Genomic DNA, 18,846 nt, shown 5'->3' with positions numbered 1-18,846 from the left:
GCCTTTATATAATTTGGTGTCAATTCTTTTTTAAGCCGTTGGTCAGACAGCATTTTCCGGGCTCAAAAACAGCTCGGCAGTACGGATATCGGCCACATGGTCCACATCCACGATCTTTGAAAAAGGGTATGCCTGCAGCGTAATCCCGTTTTCCAGCAGTTGCCTCTGAAAATTCCGCATCCGGCTCAGCCCGCTTTCCACAGCCTGGTTTACCGACTCAATCGCCCGTTTTCTGAGGCAATAAATTCCCCCGGAAACAAATTCTGTATTGGTACTATTGGTATCGGTAAAAGCAACGATACGGCTGTTTTCATCCACAGTCACAAACAGCGGACTTTCGTCGTCGATAAAAGTAGTCACGGCCATCTGGCCCTCCATATTCTCGTTTTCTTCAAACGCTGCAATAAATTCACTAAACTCATCCTCCTTGAAAACGGTGTCTGTCGTAGTCAGGCAAACGGCATCAAGTTCCGGGTCTGACTTCAAAAGTTCGTAAACGCTATGCAGCGAACTCGGCGTTGATTTTTTAACGATATCAATAGGCAGCGTCAGGCTCAGTTCTGTGAGGTGGCTTTCCAGCCGGGGCGAATCTTCATTGATAATGATCTTGATCCGCTCCGCATTGTTGCGCATAAAAATCCCTATCAGCCTGTCGATCAGCATCTCACCATAGAGGCTCACCATAGGCTTGGGCAGATGAAAACCTTCTTGTGCCAGACGCGACCCCTCTCCTGCCGCTATTATCGCATAATTCATATAATCGGTGTTTTGTACTAAAAATCAAGCCTGAACCTTGCCCGGATGCCCCACTCGGATACATTGGGATTGTCCAGATATGTAAAACGTTTCACAAGATCGACCCGCAAAAGCTTGAAAATGTTGGCTATACCCACGCTGCCTTCAATGTAAGGCTCCCTGGAAAGTGTATAGCTGATGGGTTTGCCCTGCTCGTCGACCGGGAAGCGGTATAGTGACGGGTTAAGTGCCGGATTGTTTTCATCTCTTAAACCACCGATCAACCCTTTGAAACTGAATACTTCCCGAAGTTTCAATTTTTTCAGCAACGGTATTTTGTTAAACAAAAAGCCGTTCATATAATACTGCACATCCAGGCTCGCATAGTGGTCACTCACAAATTCCAGGAAGTTCATAAGGTTATATGAATTGAGCTGGTAAGCATAAGTCTGGTTAGCCCTGTGGATGGTCAGCAGCGGGAACTGGATTTTATTCCCAAATATATAACCGCCTTCCGTGGTCAAGTCAGCATAGCCAAATTGGGACAAATACACCCTTTTCGAAATATTGGCCAGTAAATTATGGTAGCTGTTTTGCCCTTCAAAAACACCTTTCAGACCTGCATTGTAACGGAGTGTGAAAATGGGATATTTGTTGATGATCGGCGTACGGTACAATTTACCCTGGTAAAACTTCTCGTTCGGTGCATACCGCAGCTCAAAATTGGCTTCTGTATTGTTCAGGTAACCCACATTCTGCAACTCTCCCTCCCCGTCCAGCTTCTCATAACGAAGGATACCAGCGGGTGTTTGTCTCCATCTTGTGAAACCAATGCGGTAAGAAAGGTGATTTTCCAGCTCCCGAACATATTCCATTTTATATACATCATTGTACAGCCAGCGGTTATTATCTCCCCGTTTGAAAGACAAAAGGAAGTTATCCTCCTGCACAAACTGTAAGTCCTGACCAGGAATTTTGGTATCGCGCTGGTAGCTTGCCCGGATGTAGTTCAGCGGAAAATGGTATACCGACTTGTTGTTGAACGAGTACGTTCCGCTCAGAAAGTATTTCCACTTCTGGTCTTTGAAACCATAGGCTGCGTAAGTTTCGAAATACACCCTTTTGCTGAGCTCGGTAGTAGTCCTTCCCCCGAAACGGAGCCGGAAACCTTCCACCGGATTGAAGCTGTAAAATGTATTCACCGGCCCAACTTCCACCTTCCCGAATGATTTATATCCTGCCAAAAACAGCGTGGTAATATCCATGGTACGCTTGAAAGAAGGAATAGTCTGCAGGGTATCCACATTTTTGTAAATGTCCAGCTCCATTCTTTCCAGCGGTATATGCCTGGCAGTACTCCAGAACGATTCTCCCGTTTTTACTTCCTTGTTATAGGCGATTTCCTCTCCCGGGCCGCGGTAAACGCTGTCGGGCCGGTTTTGGTTGATGGTGTAGTTCTTAAAAGTAACAACCCGCTGACCGTAAAAACCTGCATTTTTTTCGCCCAATGCGAACTCCATGCCCAGCGTTGTTTTGGCAGGGTGATACCGGCCGTCGTCGCCTTTTTCAAATTCCAGACGGGCTTCGAGGTCACGCATGAAATTGAGGTTAATATCCTTATTGACTGTCAGATAAGCATTCTGAACACCGTAATTTCCATCGAGAGTAATAAACAGCTTCCCTTCAAACAACATGTCCGTTTTGTTTCTGGGCACGAAGCCGAGCTCGATCAGCCAGGGCGTATTTGTTTTGATGGTATCCCTGATAAAATACTTGTAAAACGTAGGCGCAGCGTTGGCAATCGGGCTTAGCAGCAGGTTGGTTGCTATCGAAACATCATTATCGTAAATATTTATATCTTCATAAAGGCGGTTAAAATAGGCGCTCAAACCGTCATTGTCGATAAATTTGGCATCAAATTCAGCCCGGCGATTGGCCAGTACCAGTTGTTTTTTGGTATAAGGGCTTTTGCGGAAATAGATCTGAGACAGTTTCTCCTGAATGTATGCAGGCAGCATATTCTTGCCCCCGATCGCAGTAGAATCCTGGTCTTTGAATAAAAACTGGTAATTCTTAAAGATCCTGCGTTCCTTGAAATTGTCGGAAAGGTTGCTCAGCGCGAAAGATATCTTTTCGTACTGCTCGTATTCAACATATTCGTTGGCGGCCATTTTGTTCTGATCCTTGTGCGCAATGACCTCTCGGATCAGCTGCACAGCCGGATTATCCCTGTTCCGGTAGCGTGATTTCCCTTTGATCGTCACCTCCTTCAGCATGGCGGCGTCCACCGACATTTTTACGTTGATCGTCTGATCGGTTCCCGGCGTAATTGTTTTTTCAAGGCTCACGTAGCCTACATACGTGAATTTGACGGTAGCATAATTTCCTTTGAGTGTCATGGCGTAGCGGCCATCGGCATCGGAGGCGGTACCCATGGTGGTACCCGGTATCAGGATGGACACATAAGGTAATGTTTCTCCAGTTTTTGCATCAGTAATAGTTCCCTTGATCGTGGTATTCTGCGCTATGGCCGTTCCTGCAAAAAGCTGTGCAACACAGACTGCCAGGAGCGTTTTTAACCATACCGACTTGATTATTGTTTTCATTGTTGATTTCAGAACGTTGTTTTCATGCTAAGCCCCTGGTATTCAATTCTCATTTACGCCGGAAGTCCGGGTAGTGATCAACAGTTCAAGAAAATATTCAGAGCCATTTATTTTCTTTATACCATGTTAAGGTTTCTGTAAGTCCCTGCCTCAGATCATATTGAGGCTGGTATTGCAGGTTGGTTCGGGCTGCATCTATGCTACAGATCCAGTTTGAAGCTGTAAGCTCTTTGAGTTTTTCCCGGTTCAATACGGGTGTTACTGAGGAGAATGAATAAATAAAATCCAGAAAGCCGGCCGTCAATTCCACCAGGACCGTGGGAAGATGTGCGCGAAAAACATTTTTGCCGCTGATCTCCCGGAACCTGTCTGCCAATGCATAACGGTCATAGGACTGTCCGTCCGAAATATTGTAAACTGTAATCTCCTCCTGATCCCTGACCATGGCAGCCATTGTGGCGGCAACAAGGTCTTTTACATAAACAAAACTTAGTCGCTGCGGCCTTTTTCCGATGTAGGCATCCAGGCCGCTGTTCAATGTTTTAAACAAAACGAACAAGTCTTTTTCCCCAGGCCCGTAAACGGCAGTGGGTCGAATGATGGTAAGCGGCAGACCGCTCACGTCCCGCAGGTACGTTTCGGCAAGCAACTTGCTTTTCCCGTATTCAGTAACCGGAATGGGCAAAGTTGCCTCGGTAATCGGCTGTTCTTCTGCATAAGCCAGCGGGCCGATCGCCGCCAGGCTGCTCAGGAAAACAAATCGACGGAGCGGAATGTCCGCAGACATCGCCGCAATGGCCAGGTTCAGCGAATAGTCTGCATTGACCAGATTATATGCCTCCGCGGTTTTTGCTTTCGTAACTCCCGCTGCATGGATGATGTAGGTGTAGCCTCCTTTTTCCAGCAGCTCTTTCAACGATTCTTTTGAACCGAAATCCGTATTCACAAACACCAGGTCTTCTGATCCCGCTTCATCCGTTCCGGGCTTGCCGGTATTGGATTTCAGCTTTTTCAGAAACGCAAGGTCACTGGTTGGCCTTACTGCCGCGTGCACTTCCATGCCTGCTTCCAGTGCGGTTTTTACAAGGTGATATCCTATAAAACCGCTGGCCCCCGTGATGAATACTTTGTCTTTCATATTGCCTTTTCATACAATCTGTACCGTTTGTACAGCTTTCCGTTGATCTGCTCAATGGCGTGGTTCATGAGATAATTTTCTTCGAGCATCCATGAACATTCGCCCCCGGTGATCTTCGTTCCGTAGGTATTTTTGATAATATGGCCGTACAAGACAGCCTCGATACCCATTTTACGATAACCTTCGATTACACCCAGCGTCAATACTCTTATTCTTGTAATATTCTTTTTGCCAAATAACAGTTTGAAAATCCCTGTCGGCAGCAGGCGTCCGCGTTTGATTTTAATCAGGATCTGGTTAATGTCCGGCACGCCCAGAATAAATGCGACCAACTGTCCGTCCTTTTCTGCAACCAGGCAAAAATTCGGGTCAAGGATCATTTTAAGGTCTTTGGCCAGATAATCAAACTCATTGTCGGTGAAGGGAACGAAGCCCAGGTTTTTGTCCCAGGCTGAATTGTACACCGCCCGTATTTTTATCACCTCATTCTTAAAATCTTTGAGGTTAACCTTGCGGATCACGATCCCGCTTCTTTTCAGTCTTCCTTCCAGCGCTTCAATCAACCTGACGGATTTGTCGTTGGCCGAGTCAACATTGATCTCGTAGGCCAGCAGGTCCGTTTGTTTCACAAGGCCGTTTTTTTCAAGCAGGTCCTTGTAGTAAGGCGCATTGTAAGTCATCATCGCCATCGGCGGCCTGTCGAAACCTTCCACCAGCAAGCCGCAGGTATCATTGGTCGAAAGGTTAATGGGCCCTATAATACGTTCGCCGCCTTTTTCTTTCACCCAGGCCACCGCTTCCTTCATCAGCAGATCGACAGTTTCCTGGTCATTGATACAATCAAAAAAACCGAAAAAGCCATCATTTTTGCCATTAAAAGCAATGTGGTTACGGTTATAAATAGCCGCAATCCTGCCCGTAATCTTATCCCCATCGTAAGCCAGAAACAGCTTTAACTCGGAATGCTCGTGAAAAGGATGCTTCCCCGGGGTAAGCATATCCTGCTGAGCGATAAACAGTTCCGGCACATAGTTCTTATCGTGTTGATAGAGATCGTGCGGAAAATCAATGAACGATTTTAATTCCTTCGGAGAGTTTACGGGCGAAATGTGCTTCATAGTCTTGCTGCAACAGCTTCCGGACAGATCTGACGATATATTTTGGCCATTTTATCAACTGCTTCTTCAATCTGGCTGAAAGTATGCGTAGCCATCAGCGAGAACCGGATCAGTGAATGTTCAGGACGTACTGCAGGCGATACTACCGGATTCACGAACACGCCATCTTCCTGCAACAACCTGGTCATCAGGAATGTCTTTTCATTGTCACGGATGTACACCGGCAAGATCGGGCTTTCTGTTTTTCCCAGGTCAAAACCATTCACGAGTAATAGTTCTTTGGCATACCGGGTATTGGCCCAAAGCCGCTCGATATGATCAGGCTCCGTTTCGATGATGTCCAATGCTGCAAGCGTGCTGCCAACTGCTGCCGGCGTCATACTCGCGCTGAACATCAGTGAGCGGGCACGGTGTTTCAGATAGTCGATCGTGGCCGCGTCACCGGCTATGAAACCTCCCAGTGAAGCCAGCGACTTGCTGAACGTTCCCATGATCAGATCTGTGGATTCGGTGAGGCCAAAATAGGAGGCAGTACCGGCACCATTTTCTCCGATCACACCCAGGCTGTGCGCGTCGTCGACCAATACAGAGGCATCAAATTCTTCCGCAATTGCATTCAGCTCAGGCAGTTTCACAATGTCACCTTCCATACTGAAGATACCGTCGGTCGCGATCAGTTTTACCGATTCTTCCGGCAAGAGACTCAGTTTTTTCCTGAGGTCGTTCATGTCATTGTGCGCATACTTGATCACTTTCGAAAAAGAAAGACGACTGCCATCGATGATGGAAGCGTGATCACTTTCGTCGAGGATCAGATAATCGTTACGGCCTGTAAGGCTTGATAACGCGCCCAGGTTTGCCTGATATCCCGTACTGAAAAGAACAGAATCTTCTTTTCCCGTGTACTTCGCGAGCCTTCTTTCCAGCTCTTCGTGGATATCCAGCGTCCCGTTCAGAAAACGCGATCCTGCGCATCCTGTACCATATTTCTGAACAGCTTTTTGCGATTCTTCGATGATATAAGGATGAGAAGTAAGTCCCAGATATGAATTAGATCCAAACATGAGAACGGGCTTTCCGTTAATAATGACCTCGGTGTCCTGGCCGGATTCGATTGGCCTGAAATAAGGATAAAGACCTTTTGCTCTTATTATAGCCGCGTCTTTGAATTCGGCAATTCGGTTATTCAATTTTTTACCCATAAATAATTAATGTCAGAATCAACAGCTTCTTTTTGAGGGGTGCCAGTCGGCATCAGGTGGTAGCACCTGACAGAAGATTGATCAATTGGTATTGTAGTCTTTTCTTTCCATTTTTAGTCGTTTTAATGAACTTTGAGTCTGTTAAAATGTCAGCTTTTTCACCGGCTTCCCTCTCATTACCAATTTCATTCCAGCAACCATTTACGCCTGCGATTTTCCGGAAAGACCTGGTGTCATATCCATTTTCAAACTGCAGATTTTTACCGGATATTATCAGGTGGTAATCAAAGTTAAAAGATAAACCCGATAGCTGCCTCACTAGTTCACAAAACAACCATTCATTTTGCATTATACCGTTAAATTGAAAAATTATTCTTCCCTCAATTTGCATAACCCGATGAGTAATTGCCAAGCTCTGACCGACTTTGGTTTTCTTTACGACCAAAGTTTAAAAAAGTTAAAACAGGGATTTTTTTATGTCCGCTAACCCGGCCCCCTATACCTCCTGTGTTACAACACGCTCCTGCACCTTACCGGACCTGCCCCGAAAAGCCGCCCATTTCTCCCCAAGCCTGTCTACCAGGTAGTAGGCCATGGGTACGAGGTAGATAGTCAGCACCATAGAGCTGGTCAGCCCGCCTATTAAAACCCAGGCCAGCGAGTTTTTCCATTCCGCTCCCGCCCCTGTTGCCGTAGCGATCGGCACCATACCGATCACCATCGCAATGGTTGTCATAAGAATAGGCCTCAAACGTTCCTCTCCGGCATGTAATATGGCTTTTCTGAATGGTACACCCTGCTCTTTTTGCTGATTGGCAAAGTCCACGATCAGGATCGCATTTTTCACCACCAGCCCAATCAGCATCAGCATACCCAGGAGGGCGAAAATACCGATGTTCGATGATGATAACGCCAGGGCCAGCAACGCTCCTACCACAGCCACAGGAATGGAGAACAAAACGACGAACGGATACACAAAACTGTCGTAAAGCAGCACCATGATGAAGTATACCAGCAGCAGACCGGCAAGCATTGCAAGCCCCAGAGAACCGAAACCTTCGCTCTGGTTCTTGGCGTCACCTCCCCAAGTTAGTGTAATATCATCGGGAAGAGGATTTTTGATAAGATCCTGCTGAATATTGGCAACGAGTGTCCCCGAGCCTATACCAAGCGTATTGGCAGTAACTGTCACAGATGAACGGCGGTTTTTTCTTTCCAGTACCGAAGGACCGGTACTAAGCTTCACATCCGCAAATTCTGCCAGGCGCACCGGACGTTTCGCCGCCGGACTGAAGAAGCTGATCTCTTTCACATCGTCCGGATTTTTCCGGTCAAAGGCATCGAGCATGATACGGATGTCGTAATCTTCGCCTCCGTCACGGAATTTGGAATCGTCATTACCGGCGAACGCATTTTGCATCGTAGCTCCTACCGTCTGGATATCCAAGCCGAGTTTCGCCATTTTCTCGCGGTCGATATCTACACGAACTTCCGGGTTTCCAGCTTCTACGGACACGTTCACGTCATTGGCGCCGGGTGTCTTTTTCAGGCGATTGGCCAGATTATTTGCAGAAACAAGCGTTTCGTCCAGGTTATCTCCGGAAAGAAATATCTCAATAGGCGAAGCGCCGGAGCTCACCATCCCTATCGTGGCCGAGTTGAACTCCACACCGGCAAATTTCTGTTCAAGCTGCTTGCGCACATCGAGCATGTACGATTCCGTCGACTGCCCGTTTTCGCGGTCTTCCAGCGGTATCAGTTCGACGGTAAGCTCCGTACGGTTCGTTTCGCCTTGCCCGGAGCTGTTCAACCCAGTACTTGCACCACCTACATTTGCGAAAATCGTGCTTACTTCCGGCTTTTTCCTAAGATAGTCCTCAATGCTTCTTGCCGTCAGGTTATTCTGCTGGAGAGATGCGTTTTTATCCAGTTTCATGGTCAGCAGGAATTTCCCCTGATCACCCTGCGCCACAAACTCCGACCCTATAATCCCGAGGCTCATTACCCAGGCTGTCATACCGAACAATGCGATCAATATGCCTGAAAAAGCGAGTTTATGACCTAAAACCCATTCAAGACTGCTATGATATCCTTTGGTAAGGGCGATAAGCCCCTGTTCAAATTTTAACAAAAATGCCTGAAAAGGATTCTTGGGATCAAGATGCTCCACCCGCGCCAGTTTGGAAGTCATCCAGGGCGTGAGGGTAAAGCTCACCAGTAAGCTGATCAGTGTTGCAAAAGCGACTGTCAATGAAAACTGGCGCAGCAAATCGGCGATCACCGAATTCACCATTGTAATTGGTACAAAAACCACCACAATTACCAGCGTGATCGCAATCGCAGCAAATCCGATTTCGGTAACACCGTCGATCGTTGCCTGCCAGCGGTTTTTACCCATTTCCAAATGCCGCTGAATGTTTTCGAGGACCACAATAGAGTCATCCACCAGGATACCGATCACGAGCGAAAGTGCCAGGAGCGTCATCAGGTTCAGCGAATAACCCATTACATTCATGAACAGAAATGCGGAGATCAGTGAGGCAGGCACCGAAACCATCACGATAAATGCATTCCTGAAACTGTGCAGGAACAAAAGCATAACCGCCGCCACTAGCACCACAGCCAGGATCAGGTCATGGGTTACCGCTTCAACCGATTCCAGCGTAAAAATGCTGCTATCGTATGCAATGGCGAATTTCACCTTGTCTTTGGCATTGATCTTTTCAATATCTGCCAGCTTTTTCTGCACCGACTTACTGATCTCTACCGCATTGGCGTCGGATTGTTTTTTTATAAATAAACCAATACCATTTACGCCATTGTACCGGCTGATACTCTCCGAATCACCCAGACCGTCGGTAATGCTTGCCACGTCACCCACGCGGATCGGGCTGCCGTTCACCGGTGAAGTGATCACAAGATTGCGGATATCGTCCAGGGTAGTAAATTTCCCGGCCAGACGCAATGTCATGTTTTCGGAAGCACTTTTTACTTTTCCGGTAGGGAAATCGAGGTTGGCCTGGTTGATCACCTGGGTCACCTGTAATAAGGACAAACCGTAGAATTTGAGTTTATCATTGTTCACATTCACCCGGATCTCCCGCTGGTCACCCCCTACCATATTGATTTCCGCAACCCCCTCTATTTGCTGGAGAACGGGAAGATATTTGTCTTCTACCTGCTGATAAAACACTTCATTGGGAAGATTTGAAGTTGCGAGCAGCTGCATGATAGGCTGGTCGCTAGGCGATATTTTGGACAATGATGGTGTTTCTGCGTCGTCGGGCAGGTCGCTCAGCATATTGTTGATATCTCGCTGTGCATCTTCCAGTGCCTTGTCAATATCAGTACCGGCTTTGAACTGCACGATCACCAGCGAGGCACTTTCAAACGATTTCGAGGTAACCTCTTCTATATTGTCGAGACCCGATACTGCGTCTTCAACTTTTTTACTGATCTCTGCCTCAACTTCTGAAGGGGCAGCACCAGGATACAAGGTTGTAATGGTAATAGTAGGTACCGAAAATTCCGGCAGCAGCACGTAGCTCAGCTGATTATAGGATACCAACCCGCCCAGGAACAATATCGCGAAAAGCACGATAATCATGGACGGACGTTTGATGACTGTTTCTATGAATTTCATAATTTCTTAGTCCGGTTATATTACTGAGCGATCACCGATGTACCGTTCTGAAGATTGATCTGCCCGCTGGTCACTACCACGTCGTTGTATTTCAGACCTTTCGTGATTTCGTAATAATCATTGGTTGTCAGCCCGATCTGCACGTCGCGCAAAGCGGCCTTTCCATTTTCGACCACATATAGCTGCGGCTGCTTGGCGGAGCCCATGATAGCTTGCCTTGGTACCGTTAGTGTTTCGCCTTTCATGCCGGAAGAATTCGCGATCGAACCGTACATACCGGCTTTCAAGGGGTTGTCTTTCGAATTCTGCACGGTAATTTCTACAGGGTAATTATGCGCCTCATCACCCTCCGCGCTGATCATCGTTACTTTACCTTTAAAGCTTTTGCCGGGATAAACTTCCGTTCTCACATCAATAGTCTGGCCCGGACGAAAATGATTGACCGATTTTTCAGGGATGTTCACAACCAGCTTCAATGAAGATATATCGGTGATTTCCGCCATAGGAGTGCCCAGGGATACTACCGAGCCTTTTTCAACCAGTTTGGAAGTTACTATACCGGAAAACGGCGCTACTATATTTGTATTGGCGATCTGCTTATTAAGCTGCTTGATCTGCGCCTGCGTGCTGCGGATGCTCAGCTGCGTCCTTTCCAGGTTTACAGCCGGGACCGCGTCACCCTTCACAAGCACTTCATACCTTTTCAGGTCATTCTGGTATCCCTCCAATGTTACCTGCAAAGCCTCGACTTGGAACCTGAGCTGGTCGTCGTCCAGCTTTGCGATCTGCTGACCTGCACCAATTGCCTGGCCTTCCGTGATGTTGAGACGGATGATTTCACCTCCCGCCTGGGGACGTATCTCTACTTTTCGATTCGGAGCAAAAGATCCCAAAAAGGCCGTTTCCTGAGACAACTCCCGCATTTCGGCCCTGGCAGTTTTCACCCCGACTTTCGGATCCGCTTCGGGTATATAGACTTTCTTTTCTGTAGCTTCCTTGTTGCTCAGCAGCTTGGCTGCGGTAAGTCCTATTACTGCAATTATGCCTAAAAAAATAAAAAGACGTTTCATCGTTTCTGGTGTTTAAAGAACCGGTATCATGGCGAGGCCACCGGCGGGTTTATATATTTTGTAAATTCTTATTATTCCTTGGCTATCAATGAACCGGTCGCCTTTTTCCATTCCAGTTCTGCTTTCAGTATCTGAACGAGAGAGGTCAGATAGTTGCTTTGCGCGTCCAGAAGGCTGTTTTCTGCCTGGATCACATCGGTCAGCGACACAACCCCCTCTTTAAACTGCAATTGGATCTGTTTGTAAACCCTGTCTGCCAAAGCAACCTGTTCTTTCTTCGCATCTATATTCCGCTGCTCCACCGAAAACTTGTTTCTGGCATTCGCTTCTTCCATTTGTATCGACTGGCTCACCTGTTTCAGCTGAACCGCAAGCTTGTCATTATCTATCTCGTTCTGGCGGCGTTTTGCCTTTCTTGCATAGCCGTCAAAAACGCTCCAGTTCAACTGTAATCCCGCCCAGTAACCCGGCACCTGCTGAAAAGTGGAGTACTCACCCCCTTTTCCATAGTAAGTCAAATTTGCTGTGCCATAAGCGTTTACGGTTGGTATAAACCCTGCCTTAATGTTCTTGTCCTGTAAGGAATTCAATTCCCGCTGTTTCTCAAGAAGCATTACATCTGTACGCCTTTTTTCGTCAAAACCGCTACCCGAGGGCAACATGACTTCACTAACGCTTACAGCTATACGGAGCGGTTCGGACTGAGGTGTCCCTGTGTAAAATTTCAGAAGATTCACCAATTGCTGGTAATTATCCTTCAACGTAGCCAGCTGGGTTTCCGTAGTTGTTTTGTTGATCATGATACGGTCCTTGTCTACCCGCTGCCCCAACTGGTTCTGATAAAGCAAGTCCGAAACCTTGTAGAGACGGTCCAGTGAAAGCAGGTTACTGTCGAGAAATGCCATCTGCTGGACCACGGTCACCAAGTTGTAATATGCGTCAGTAACATTGTAAGCCACATCTTCCTTAGTTTTCACAGTACTCAGCGAGGTCAGCTCCCGGTTCAGGTTTGCCGCTTTCAGAGCGTACCTTACCGACGGATTGTACAGCGCCTGCGTTACCTGTGCAGTTGTTGACAAATTATAAGGCAATCCAAATGCCAATGTCGTGTAGGTTCCCTCCGGACCTCCGAAAGCACTAGCCGGCACAACCTGACCAGGGATCTTGATGTAACGTCTATAATCTCCCTGTACAGTTACAGACGGTAACAGGTTCGATTTTACTTCATCAATTCTTGCATTTGTTTTCTTTTCGTCCAATTGAGCGGACTGTACATCAAAATTATTTTTCAAGGCCGCATCCAGCAGCTGGTTCAGGCTTAATTCCTGCGCCTGGACGCCCTCTGCAAAAAATAAAGACAAAAGTATGGGTAAATGAAATTTCAATTTCATGGCCGCTAGACGGTAAATGTTTATTTTAAATGTTTGTTTAAGAAAAGGGCAAAAAAAATCAATCTTTCAGCATCAGGTAATTGCAGACCATGGCTTTAACATGCTCCTTCTGCTCCTGGGCATATTTTTCAAATTCGTCGTCATTCAGATTGAAAAGATTCTTGTGAATGTGTTTCCCTACATAAATAAACTCAATACAACCTTTCATTAGCGGGAGGATGTTTTCCATACGGATCGGGCGCACAGTTCCGTTTGCAATACCCTCATCAAGCTGTTTTACAAAAAGAGATGATTCAAGCAACCTGCAGATTGAATTATCTGAAAAAAGACGATCAGGCTCCTTATGCACCTCATTCATAATAAAAATGATCAGGTCCGGCTCCGTCTTCATCATCCGGAAATCGTTTTCTATCATCTCACTTATTTTCTCCTTCAGACCGATCGGCCGGTTGAGTATTTCCAGCATGTCCTTGATATATTCATCGAGAACATCCTTAAAAATCTCTAGAAAAAGCTTTTCCTTACTTCTGAAATAATAATTCGTAAGCGCAATATTCATATCCGCCTCACGTGCTATATCACGTGATGTGGTTCCGTCAAAACCTTTTTTCAGAAAAACCCTCCTGGCCGCCTCCTTGATCTTGTCCTCACTTTTTTCTGTTACGCACCTCACTTTTTTAGCTAATTAGGTTCCTACTGTGTATAGAATTTCCCTCTACTACAAACCAAAGGTCTGGAATAAAATAATATCCTGCAAGTGTTTTAAATGAATAATTTAAACAACCATTTAAAATGGTCGTTTAGTAGAAAAATTTATTCAAATAATACTATCTCAAGTTGCATAAAGTTATCATTGATGTAGTAACTCAAAGCACTCCCGAGCTATCTCAAGCTCCTCATTTGTAGGCACAACCAGTAATTTCACCTGTGACTCCGGCATATTTATCTCCCTGATCCCCTCACGGAATATTTTGTTTTTCTCGTTATCAATATGGATCTGTAAATACTCCATATTGTGACAAATTCTGGCGCGCATCCTGAAATCATTTTCTCCCACACCGGCCGTAAATAACAATGCATCCACACCATTGAGAACCGCGATATAGGCTCCAATGTATTTTTTAATACGGTAAGCATACATTTCCATCGCCAACTCTGCATCCTGGTCACCTGATTCCAGCGCTTTTCGGATATCCCGCATATCCACAGAACCTGTCAATCCCAGCAACCCCGACTCTTTATTCAGCAGGTTATGTACCTCTTCCGGAGTTTTATCTTCATGTTGCAGCAAGTGAAAGATCACAGACGGATCGATATCACCTGATCTTGTACCCATGATCAGGCCGCTCACCGGACCGAATCCCATGCTGGTATCCACAGATTTGCCACTGTCAATTGCCGCTATACTGCAACCGTTACCCAAATGGATGCTGATGATTTTAGCATCAGGTTTCCCCAGCCAGTCCATTGCTATTTTGCTTACGTACCTATGGCTGGTCCCGTGAAAACCATAAGCCCTGATCTTTTTTTCGCTATGATAATACTCGGGGATCGCATATAAAAATGCCTTTTCCGGCATGGTATGATGAAATGCAGTATCAAAAACTGCCACCTGTTTTGCAGCCGGAAAGTCCTTTTCGGCAAATTCGATACATTGATAATTGACGGGGTTATGCAGGGGCGCAAGAGAAAACAGTTCCCTGATATCCTCCTTTACCTCCTCGTTGATCACTACAGCCCCGGAAAAATATTCACCTCCATGAACCACTCTGTGCCCGACGACGTCAATTTCCTCCGGTTTTGATATCATTCCTGTTTCAGGATCACGGAGCATAGCTACAATGTGATGCAATCCTTCTTCATGGTTCGAGATCAGAATATCCCTTTCCATAATTTTGGGCTGCTCTCCGCGCAGGTCTTTGTGACGTATGAAGGCATTGGGCTCGCCGATCCGCTCAATCAGCCCTACGCATAAAGGCTCTTCAACCGGCATTTTGAAAAGCTGGTATTTTAAGGAACTGCTCCCGGAATTGATGACAAGAATATTCATTTACAAAAGAATTCGTGAAACTATTGGATGGGCTCGTGGGTTTCCTGGCACTGAATGGCAGTAATGACAACGGTATTGAAAATATCATCGACCGTGCACCCCCGGCTCAGGTCATTGATAGGCTTGTTGAGTCCCTGAAGCATCGGTCCGATCGCCAGAGCATTCGTTTCGCGCTGTACGGCTTTGTATGTGTTGTTACCGGTGTTCAGATCGGGAAAGATGAGTACGCTGGCCCGACCGGCCACTTCGGAATTAGATAATTTCTGGCTTCCTACAATCGGATCGACAGCCGCATCATATTGAATAGGCCCTTCCACTTTGAGGTCCGGCCGTCGTTGTTTCACGATTAGGGTGGCTTCTCTCACCCGGTCTACATCCTCCCCTTCGCCTGAACTCCCTGAAGAATACGACAACATGGCGATACGCGGCGGGATTCCAAAACGGGCGCTGCTTTCGGCAGACGAAATCGCTATATCCGCAAGCTGGGATGCGGTAGGGTTCGGGTTTACGGCGCAATCTCCGAAAACTGCTACGCGGTCGGGAAGGCACATGAAGAAAACCGAGGAGACAATGGAAACGCCCGGTTTGGTTTTGATAAACTGCAGAGCGGGCCTGATCGTGTGCTGGGTCGTGTGTACCGCGCCGGAAACCATGCCGTCGGCGTGGCCTTTATATACCATCATTGTTCCAAAATAGGAAACATCGGTCATAAGGTCACGGGCCATTTCGAGGTTCACATTTTTGTTTTTACGCAGTTCATAAAGGGTCTCAACATAGTCTTCGTAATGCTGCGAAGTTGCGGGATTGATAATCCTGACCGCATTCATATCGAGGTCCAGCCCAAGCCGCCTCCAGGATGCACCGATTTCCACGGGATCGCCCAGAAGCGTGAGGTCAACAATATTCTGGCTTATGAGGCGCGCTGCCGCTTTCAATATCCGGTCATCGTTCCCTTCCGGCAAAACGATATGCTTCTTCTGGCTTTTTGCCGATTTCACCAGCTGATACTGGAACATGTGCGGGGTAATTCCTTCCGGCCTGAAAGTGATGATTTTATTGTCCAGGACGGCGCTGTCGACGTATTTTTCAAATATATCAATGGCACGGCTGATCTTCACAGTATTATCGGCAGTAATCCTCGAATGGATCGCACCTATGGCTGTAGTGGTTTCAAAGGTTCCTTTTTTAACAGATAATATAGGAACGATTGTCTGAAGACCTTCGATCAGCCTGATCACCGGTTCCTCGGGCTCGGTACCCGCAGTAAGCACTATCCCTGCTACTTTCGGGTAATTGGCGGAAAGATTGGCCTGTAAAGTCCCTATCAGAATATCGCCCCGGTCGCCGGGCGTTACGATGAGTACATTTTCTTTGATATGGTTTAAAAAATTGGGCAGCATCATGGCGCCCGTAATAAAGTGGTCTGCCTGATTGGAAAGCAGCTGGCTGCCAAAAAGAACTCTGGCATCCAGAGAATCCGCGATTTCCTTCATCGTTGGGCTTTGCAGGTTTTTGTCCCAGGGAATGACCGTCAGCATAATTTCGGAGGGGAGCTGCATCAGCAGTAACTGGCGCACATCTTCAACCTGATCCTGGTGCACGCGATTGGCCACAATACCTAGTACCTGCACTTCCCGCGATTCAAAATTGCGCAGCACGTTCAAGGCGGCACTCACAATCTGTGCAGTCGACTTGTTTTCACCATTGATGATCGTCAGAACCGGCGCTCCGAGATTTTTGGCGATGGCCGCATTGGATTCAAATTCGAAAGCGACGCCTTCGCCAAGGAAATCGCTTCCTTCTATTACTGTAAAATCATAAGCATCTTCCAGCTTTTTGAACTTTTCGATAATCGTATTGATCATTTCTCCCCAATCCCCGGCTTCCGAATGCTGCAAAACATCCTGCCGGTTGAAGGCATAGGTATCCTCGTAGGCGATAGGCAGAGAGAAATAATTCAGGATCGTTTCAATATGTTTTTCCCTCGCACCAGGGACCTGCTGGGAAATGATGGGTTTAAAAAAACCGATTTTTTTTGTTTTGGCCAATAACATATTGATCAACCCGAGTGCTATTACCGACTTGCCCGAATAAGGTTCTGCGGAAGCAATAAAAATTGTTTTCGTCATGTCAGCGGTCTCAAAGTGTATAGTAATTGTATCAAAATAATGTTGCCAGCCCTAATCGAGAGTACTCCATTCCGCAACTCGCTCGTCCTGCTTTTCCACCAGCCATACTTCACTGCCGGAAAAATGCTTCATATACTTCTTGCTTTTTGCGATCCCGGCCACACTAAAAGCCGTAGCCAGGGCGTCCGCCACGGTACCGTCGGGAGAAATAACAGTGGTCCGGACATGGAACAACAAACCGATACCAGTCTGAGGGTCAACAATATGTGAATACCTCACTCCATTATATTCCATAAACCGGTAAGTAGGTCCGGAAGTAGCCAATGCTGTATTGGCCAGTTCCAGTGTTTTCAGAGAGTCGCTGCCATTCGAAATATTGATTTTCCAGCCTGATGTACCAGGGGGCGGATTCGTGAGCACAATTTTCCCCCCTGCATCCATCATGGCCGATTTAATCCCGAAATATCTCAATACCTTAATTGCCTCCTCGGCCGCAAAACCTTTCCCCAGCCCACCGATATCCAACCTCATCCCTTTTTGCGTAAGCAAGATTTTTCTTCCGGAAGGGTTCATTATCAACTTTTTATAGCCCGTTTTTGAAAGTGCCTGGGTGATTTCCGGTTTTGAAGGAAAAATGCCTTTGCGGGTAGCGTGGCGCCACATCTGTACCACGGGGCCGAGTGTAGCATCAAATGCCCCGTCGGTTTTAGCACTGATATCCTGGGAAACTGCGAGAATATCATAAAGATCTTTGCTGACCGGAATCCATTTTCCACTGCCCGACTGGGCTGAAAGAAGATTAATTTCGCTTCCATCCCGGTAATCGCTTAAAATTTCATTCAATTTTTCAATGCGGCGGAATGCACTATCAGAAGCTGTTCTGGCGATCTCGGCGTTTGCCGCGTAAAAAACGAGCTTGAAAGGTGAGCCCATCAGCCCTCTTTCAAAAGTATATCGCTGTTCCTGGCCGAAAGATGGATGAAAACAAACAGCCCCGAGTAATAACACGGTGATTTTCAGTAGGCGGAAGCGGGAAATGTATGTCAAAATGTGAAGCGCAAGCATTAAATAAAAGGTTACGGGCAGAAAATTAAGCTATTTTGACCAATTCACGGCGATTCACAGCGCCGGGCTGACAAAGATCAGCCAGCAACCTGCCATAAAGCAGAAAAGGATATGGAAACCGGTTCCATATCCTTTTTTATGATGACTTGTTTGTAAAAATTCAACCGTAGTAATTGAAATCCATGAGCGCCTTCTTGTCCACTTCATGGTTCTCCTGCAAATTCATTGCGTCCTTCAAAAGCCCGGCTCCGATGAACGGCAGCGAAATGATCGCAGATACGATCATCGCAACAAATAAAATTGTAGCGAATATTAGCTTTCCACTGTAATATATAATACCTGATATGAAATTCATTGCGTTATGATTTATGTGATACTTTTCATTACCAAAATTAAAGAAATAACTATACCAGTCAAAATAATATTAAAATTTAGTCAGATATTTATGTAATTCAAGCACTAAACGGACCTTTTTATGTTTTTTGGCGGGGTAGTTACTACTCTTCCTCGAATTAACTATTTACTTAACCTGGACGAAATGAAAACTTATTCTACATACCCACATACTATACAACCGGAAATGAATAATTTATTCATTCGCGCAATCAAAATTTTTCTGGCTGCTCTTTTTTCCCTTGCTACGGTGATTACGAGCATCATTCTGTTTCCCGCATGGCTTATTACGTGGGTGCTGGACCA

14 protein-coding genes are annotated in these 18,846 nt (G+C 46.4%); all 14 read right to left on the bottom strand.

What is annotated here, in order from left to right:
• Positions 1 to 42 precede the first annotated feature (42 nt).
• The 14 genes from FBF61_RS28260 to FBF61_RS28195 all read right to left on the bottom strand — a co-directional run bounded on the left by FBF61_RS28260 (position 43) and on the right by FBF61_RS28195 (position 18,502).
• The gene (locus FBF61_RS28260) at positions 43 to 756 is read right to left on the bottom strand and encodes a nucleotidyltransferase family protein (RefSeq protein WP_138483803.1); all 714 of its coding nucleotides are present in this window, start codon (positions 754 to 756) and stop codon (positions 43 to 45) included.
• A 17-nt stretch (positions 757 to 773) separates the two neighbouring features.
• Positions 774 to 3,341: a DUF5686 and carboxypeptidase-like regulatory domain-containing protein gene (locus FBF61_RS28255; RefSeq protein ID WP_138483801.1), complete on the bottom strand. Its 2,568-nt coding sequence runs from the start codon at positions 3,339 to 3,341 to the stop codon at positions 774 to 776.
• Between the two features lie 97 nt (positions 3,342 to 3,438).
• The gene (locus FBF61_RS28250; RefSeq protein WP_138483799.1) at positions 3,439 to 4,479 is read right to left on the bottom strand and encodes an NAD-dependent epimerase/dehydratase family protein; all 1,041 of its coding nucleotides are present in this window, start codon (positions 4,477 to 4,479) and stop codon (positions 3,439 to 3,441) included.
• A complete protein-coding gene (locus FBF61_RS28245) occupies positions 4,476 to 5,597 on the bottom strand; it encodes a GNAT family N-acetyltransferase (RefSeq protein WP_138483797.1) in 1,122 nt (373 codons plus the stop codon). The genes FBF61_RS28250 and FBF61_RS28245 overlap by 4 nt, the downstream gene beginning before the upstream one ends.
• On the bottom strand, positions 5,594 to 6,787 hold the full coding sequence (spt, locus tag FBF61_RS28240; protein WP_229215260.1) for a serine palmitoyltransferase: 1,194 nt from the start codon (positions 6,785 to 6,787) through the stop codon (positions 5,594 to 5,596). The genes FBF61_RS28245 and spt overlap by 4 nt, the downstream gene beginning before the upstream one ends.
• Positions 6,788 to 6,851: 64 nt before the next feature.
• On the bottom strand, positions 6,852 to 7,190 hold the full coding sequence (locus tag FBF61_RS28235; protein ID WP_138483793.1) for a hypothetical protein: 339 nt from the start codon (positions 7,188 to 7,190) through the stop codon (positions 6,852 to 6,854).
• 105 nt (positions 7,191 to 7,295) lie between these two features.
• On the bottom strand, positions 7,296 to 10,442 hold the full coding sequence (locus tag FBF61_RS28230; protein ID WP_138483791.1) for an efflux RND transporter permease subunit: 3,147 nt from the start codon (positions 10,440 to 10,442) through the stop codon (positions 7,296 to 7,298).
• Positions 10,443 to 10,462: 20 nt separating this feature from the next.
• Entirely contained in the window at positions 10,463 to 11,512 is a 1,050-nt protein-coding gene (locus FBF61_RS28225) for an efflux RND transporter periplasmic adaptor subunit (protein WP_138483789.1), read from the bottom strand.
• 71 nt (positions 11,513 to 11,583) lie between these two features.
• The gene (locus FBF61_RS28220) at positions 11,584 to 12,903 is read right to left on the bottom strand and encodes a TolC family protein (protein ID WP_138483786.1); all 1,320 of its coding nucleotides are present in this window, start codon (positions 12,901 to 12,903) and stop codon (positions 11,584 to 11,586) included.
• Between the two features lie 58 nt (positions 12,904 to 12,961).
• Positions 12,962 to 13,576, bottom strand: a complete 615-nt coding sequence (locus tag FBF61_RS28215) for a TetR/AcrR family transcriptional regulator (protein ID WP_138483785.1) — start codon at positions 13,574 to 13,576, stop codon at positions 12,962 to 12,964.
• A gap of 177 nt (positions 13,577 to 13,753) precedes the next feature.
• On the bottom strand, positions 13,754 to 14,953 hold the full coding sequence (locus FBF61_RS28210; protein WP_138483783.1) for an acetate/propionate family kinase: 1,200 nt from the start codon (positions 14,951 to 14,953) through the stop codon (positions 13,754 to 13,756).
• Positions 14,954 to 14,973: 20 nt separating this feature from the next.
• A complete protein-coding gene (pta, locus tag FBF61_RS28205) occupies positions 14,974 to 17,082 on the bottom strand; it encodes a phosphate acetyltransferase (protein WP_138483781.1) in 2,109 nt (702 codons plus the stop codon).
• 51 nt (positions 17,083 to 17,133) lie between these two features.
• Positions 17,134 to 18,147: an FAD:protein FMN transferase gene (locus FBF61_RS28200; protein WP_138483779.1), complete on the bottom strand. Its 1,014-nt coding sequence runs from the start codon at positions 18,145 to 18,147 to the stop codon at positions 17,134 to 17,136.
• A gap of 160 nt (positions 18,148 to 18,307) precedes the next feature.
• Positions 18,308 to 18,502: a hypothetical protein gene (locus FBF61_RS28195; RefSeq protein ID WP_138483777.1), complete on the bottom strand. Its 195-nt coding sequence runs from the start codon at positions 18,500 to 18,502 to the stop codon at positions 18,308 to 18,310.
• Positions 18,503 to 18,846 lie beyond the last annotated feature (344 nt).

This window comes from Dyadobacter bucti (assembly GCF_005869225.1).
GTDB classification, from domain to species: Bacteria; Bacteroidota; Bacteroidia; order Cytophagales; family Spirosomataceae; genus Dyadobacter; species Dyadobacter bucti.
Note: the sequence above shows the minus strand (reverse complement) of the source record. Positions and strands in the feature narration are given on the sequence as shown.

What these genes read in the sequence shown, in the direction of transcription:
- FBF61_RS28225 (WP_138483789.1), bottom strand. Translation starts at nt 11,512, where the DNA reads ATGAAACGTCTTTTTATTTTTTTAGGCATAATTGCAGTAATAGGACTT.
- FBF61_RS28260 (WP_138483803.1), bottom strand. Translation starts at nt 756, where the DNA reads ATGAATTATGCGATAATAGCGGCAGGAGAGGGGTCGCGTCTGGCACAA.
- FBF61_RS28250 (WP_138483799.1), bottom strand. Translation starts at nt 4,479, where the DNA reads ATGAAAGACAAAGTATTCATCACGGGGGCCAGCGGTTTTATAGGATAT.
- FBF61_RS28230 (WP_138483791.1), bottom strand. Translation starts at nt 10,442, where the DNA reads ATGAAATTCATAGAAACAGTCATCAAACGTCCGTCCATGATTATCGTG.
- FBF61_RS28235 (WP_138483793.1), bottom strand. Translation starts at nt 7,190, where the DNA reads ATGCAAATTGAGGGAAGAATAATTTTTCAATTTAACGGTATAATGCAA.
- FBF61_RS28195 (WP_138483777.1), bottom strand. Translation starts at nt 18,502, where the DNA reads ATGAATTTCATATCAGGTATTATATATTACAGTGGAAAGCTAATATTC.
- FBF61_RS28220 (WP_138483786.1), bottom strand. Translation starts at nt 12,903, where the DNA reads ATGAAATTGAAATTTCATTTACCCATACTTTTGTCTTTATTTTTTGCA.
- pta (WP_138483781.1), bottom strand. Translation starts at nt 17,082, where the DNA reads ATGACGAAAACAATTTTTATTGCTTCCGCAGAACCTTATTCGGGCAAG.
- FBF61_RS28200 (WP_138483779.1), bottom strand. Translation starts at nt 18,147, where the DNA reads ATGCTTGCGCTTCACATTTTGACATACATTTCCCGCTTCCGCCTACTG.
- FBF61_RS28245 (WP_138483797.1), bottom strand. Translation starts at nt 5,597, where the DNA reads ATGAAGCACATTTCGCCCGTAAACTCTCCGAAGGAATTAAAATCGTTC.
- FBF61_RS28210 (WP_138483783.1), bottom strand. Translation starts at nt 14,953, where the DNA reads ATGAATATTCTTGTCATCAATTCCGGGAGCAGTTCCTTAAAATACCAG.
- FBF61_RS28255 (WP_138483801.1), bottom strand. Translation starts at nt 3,341, where the DNA reads ATGAAAACAATAATCAAGTCGGTATGGTTAAAAACGCTCCTGGCAGTC.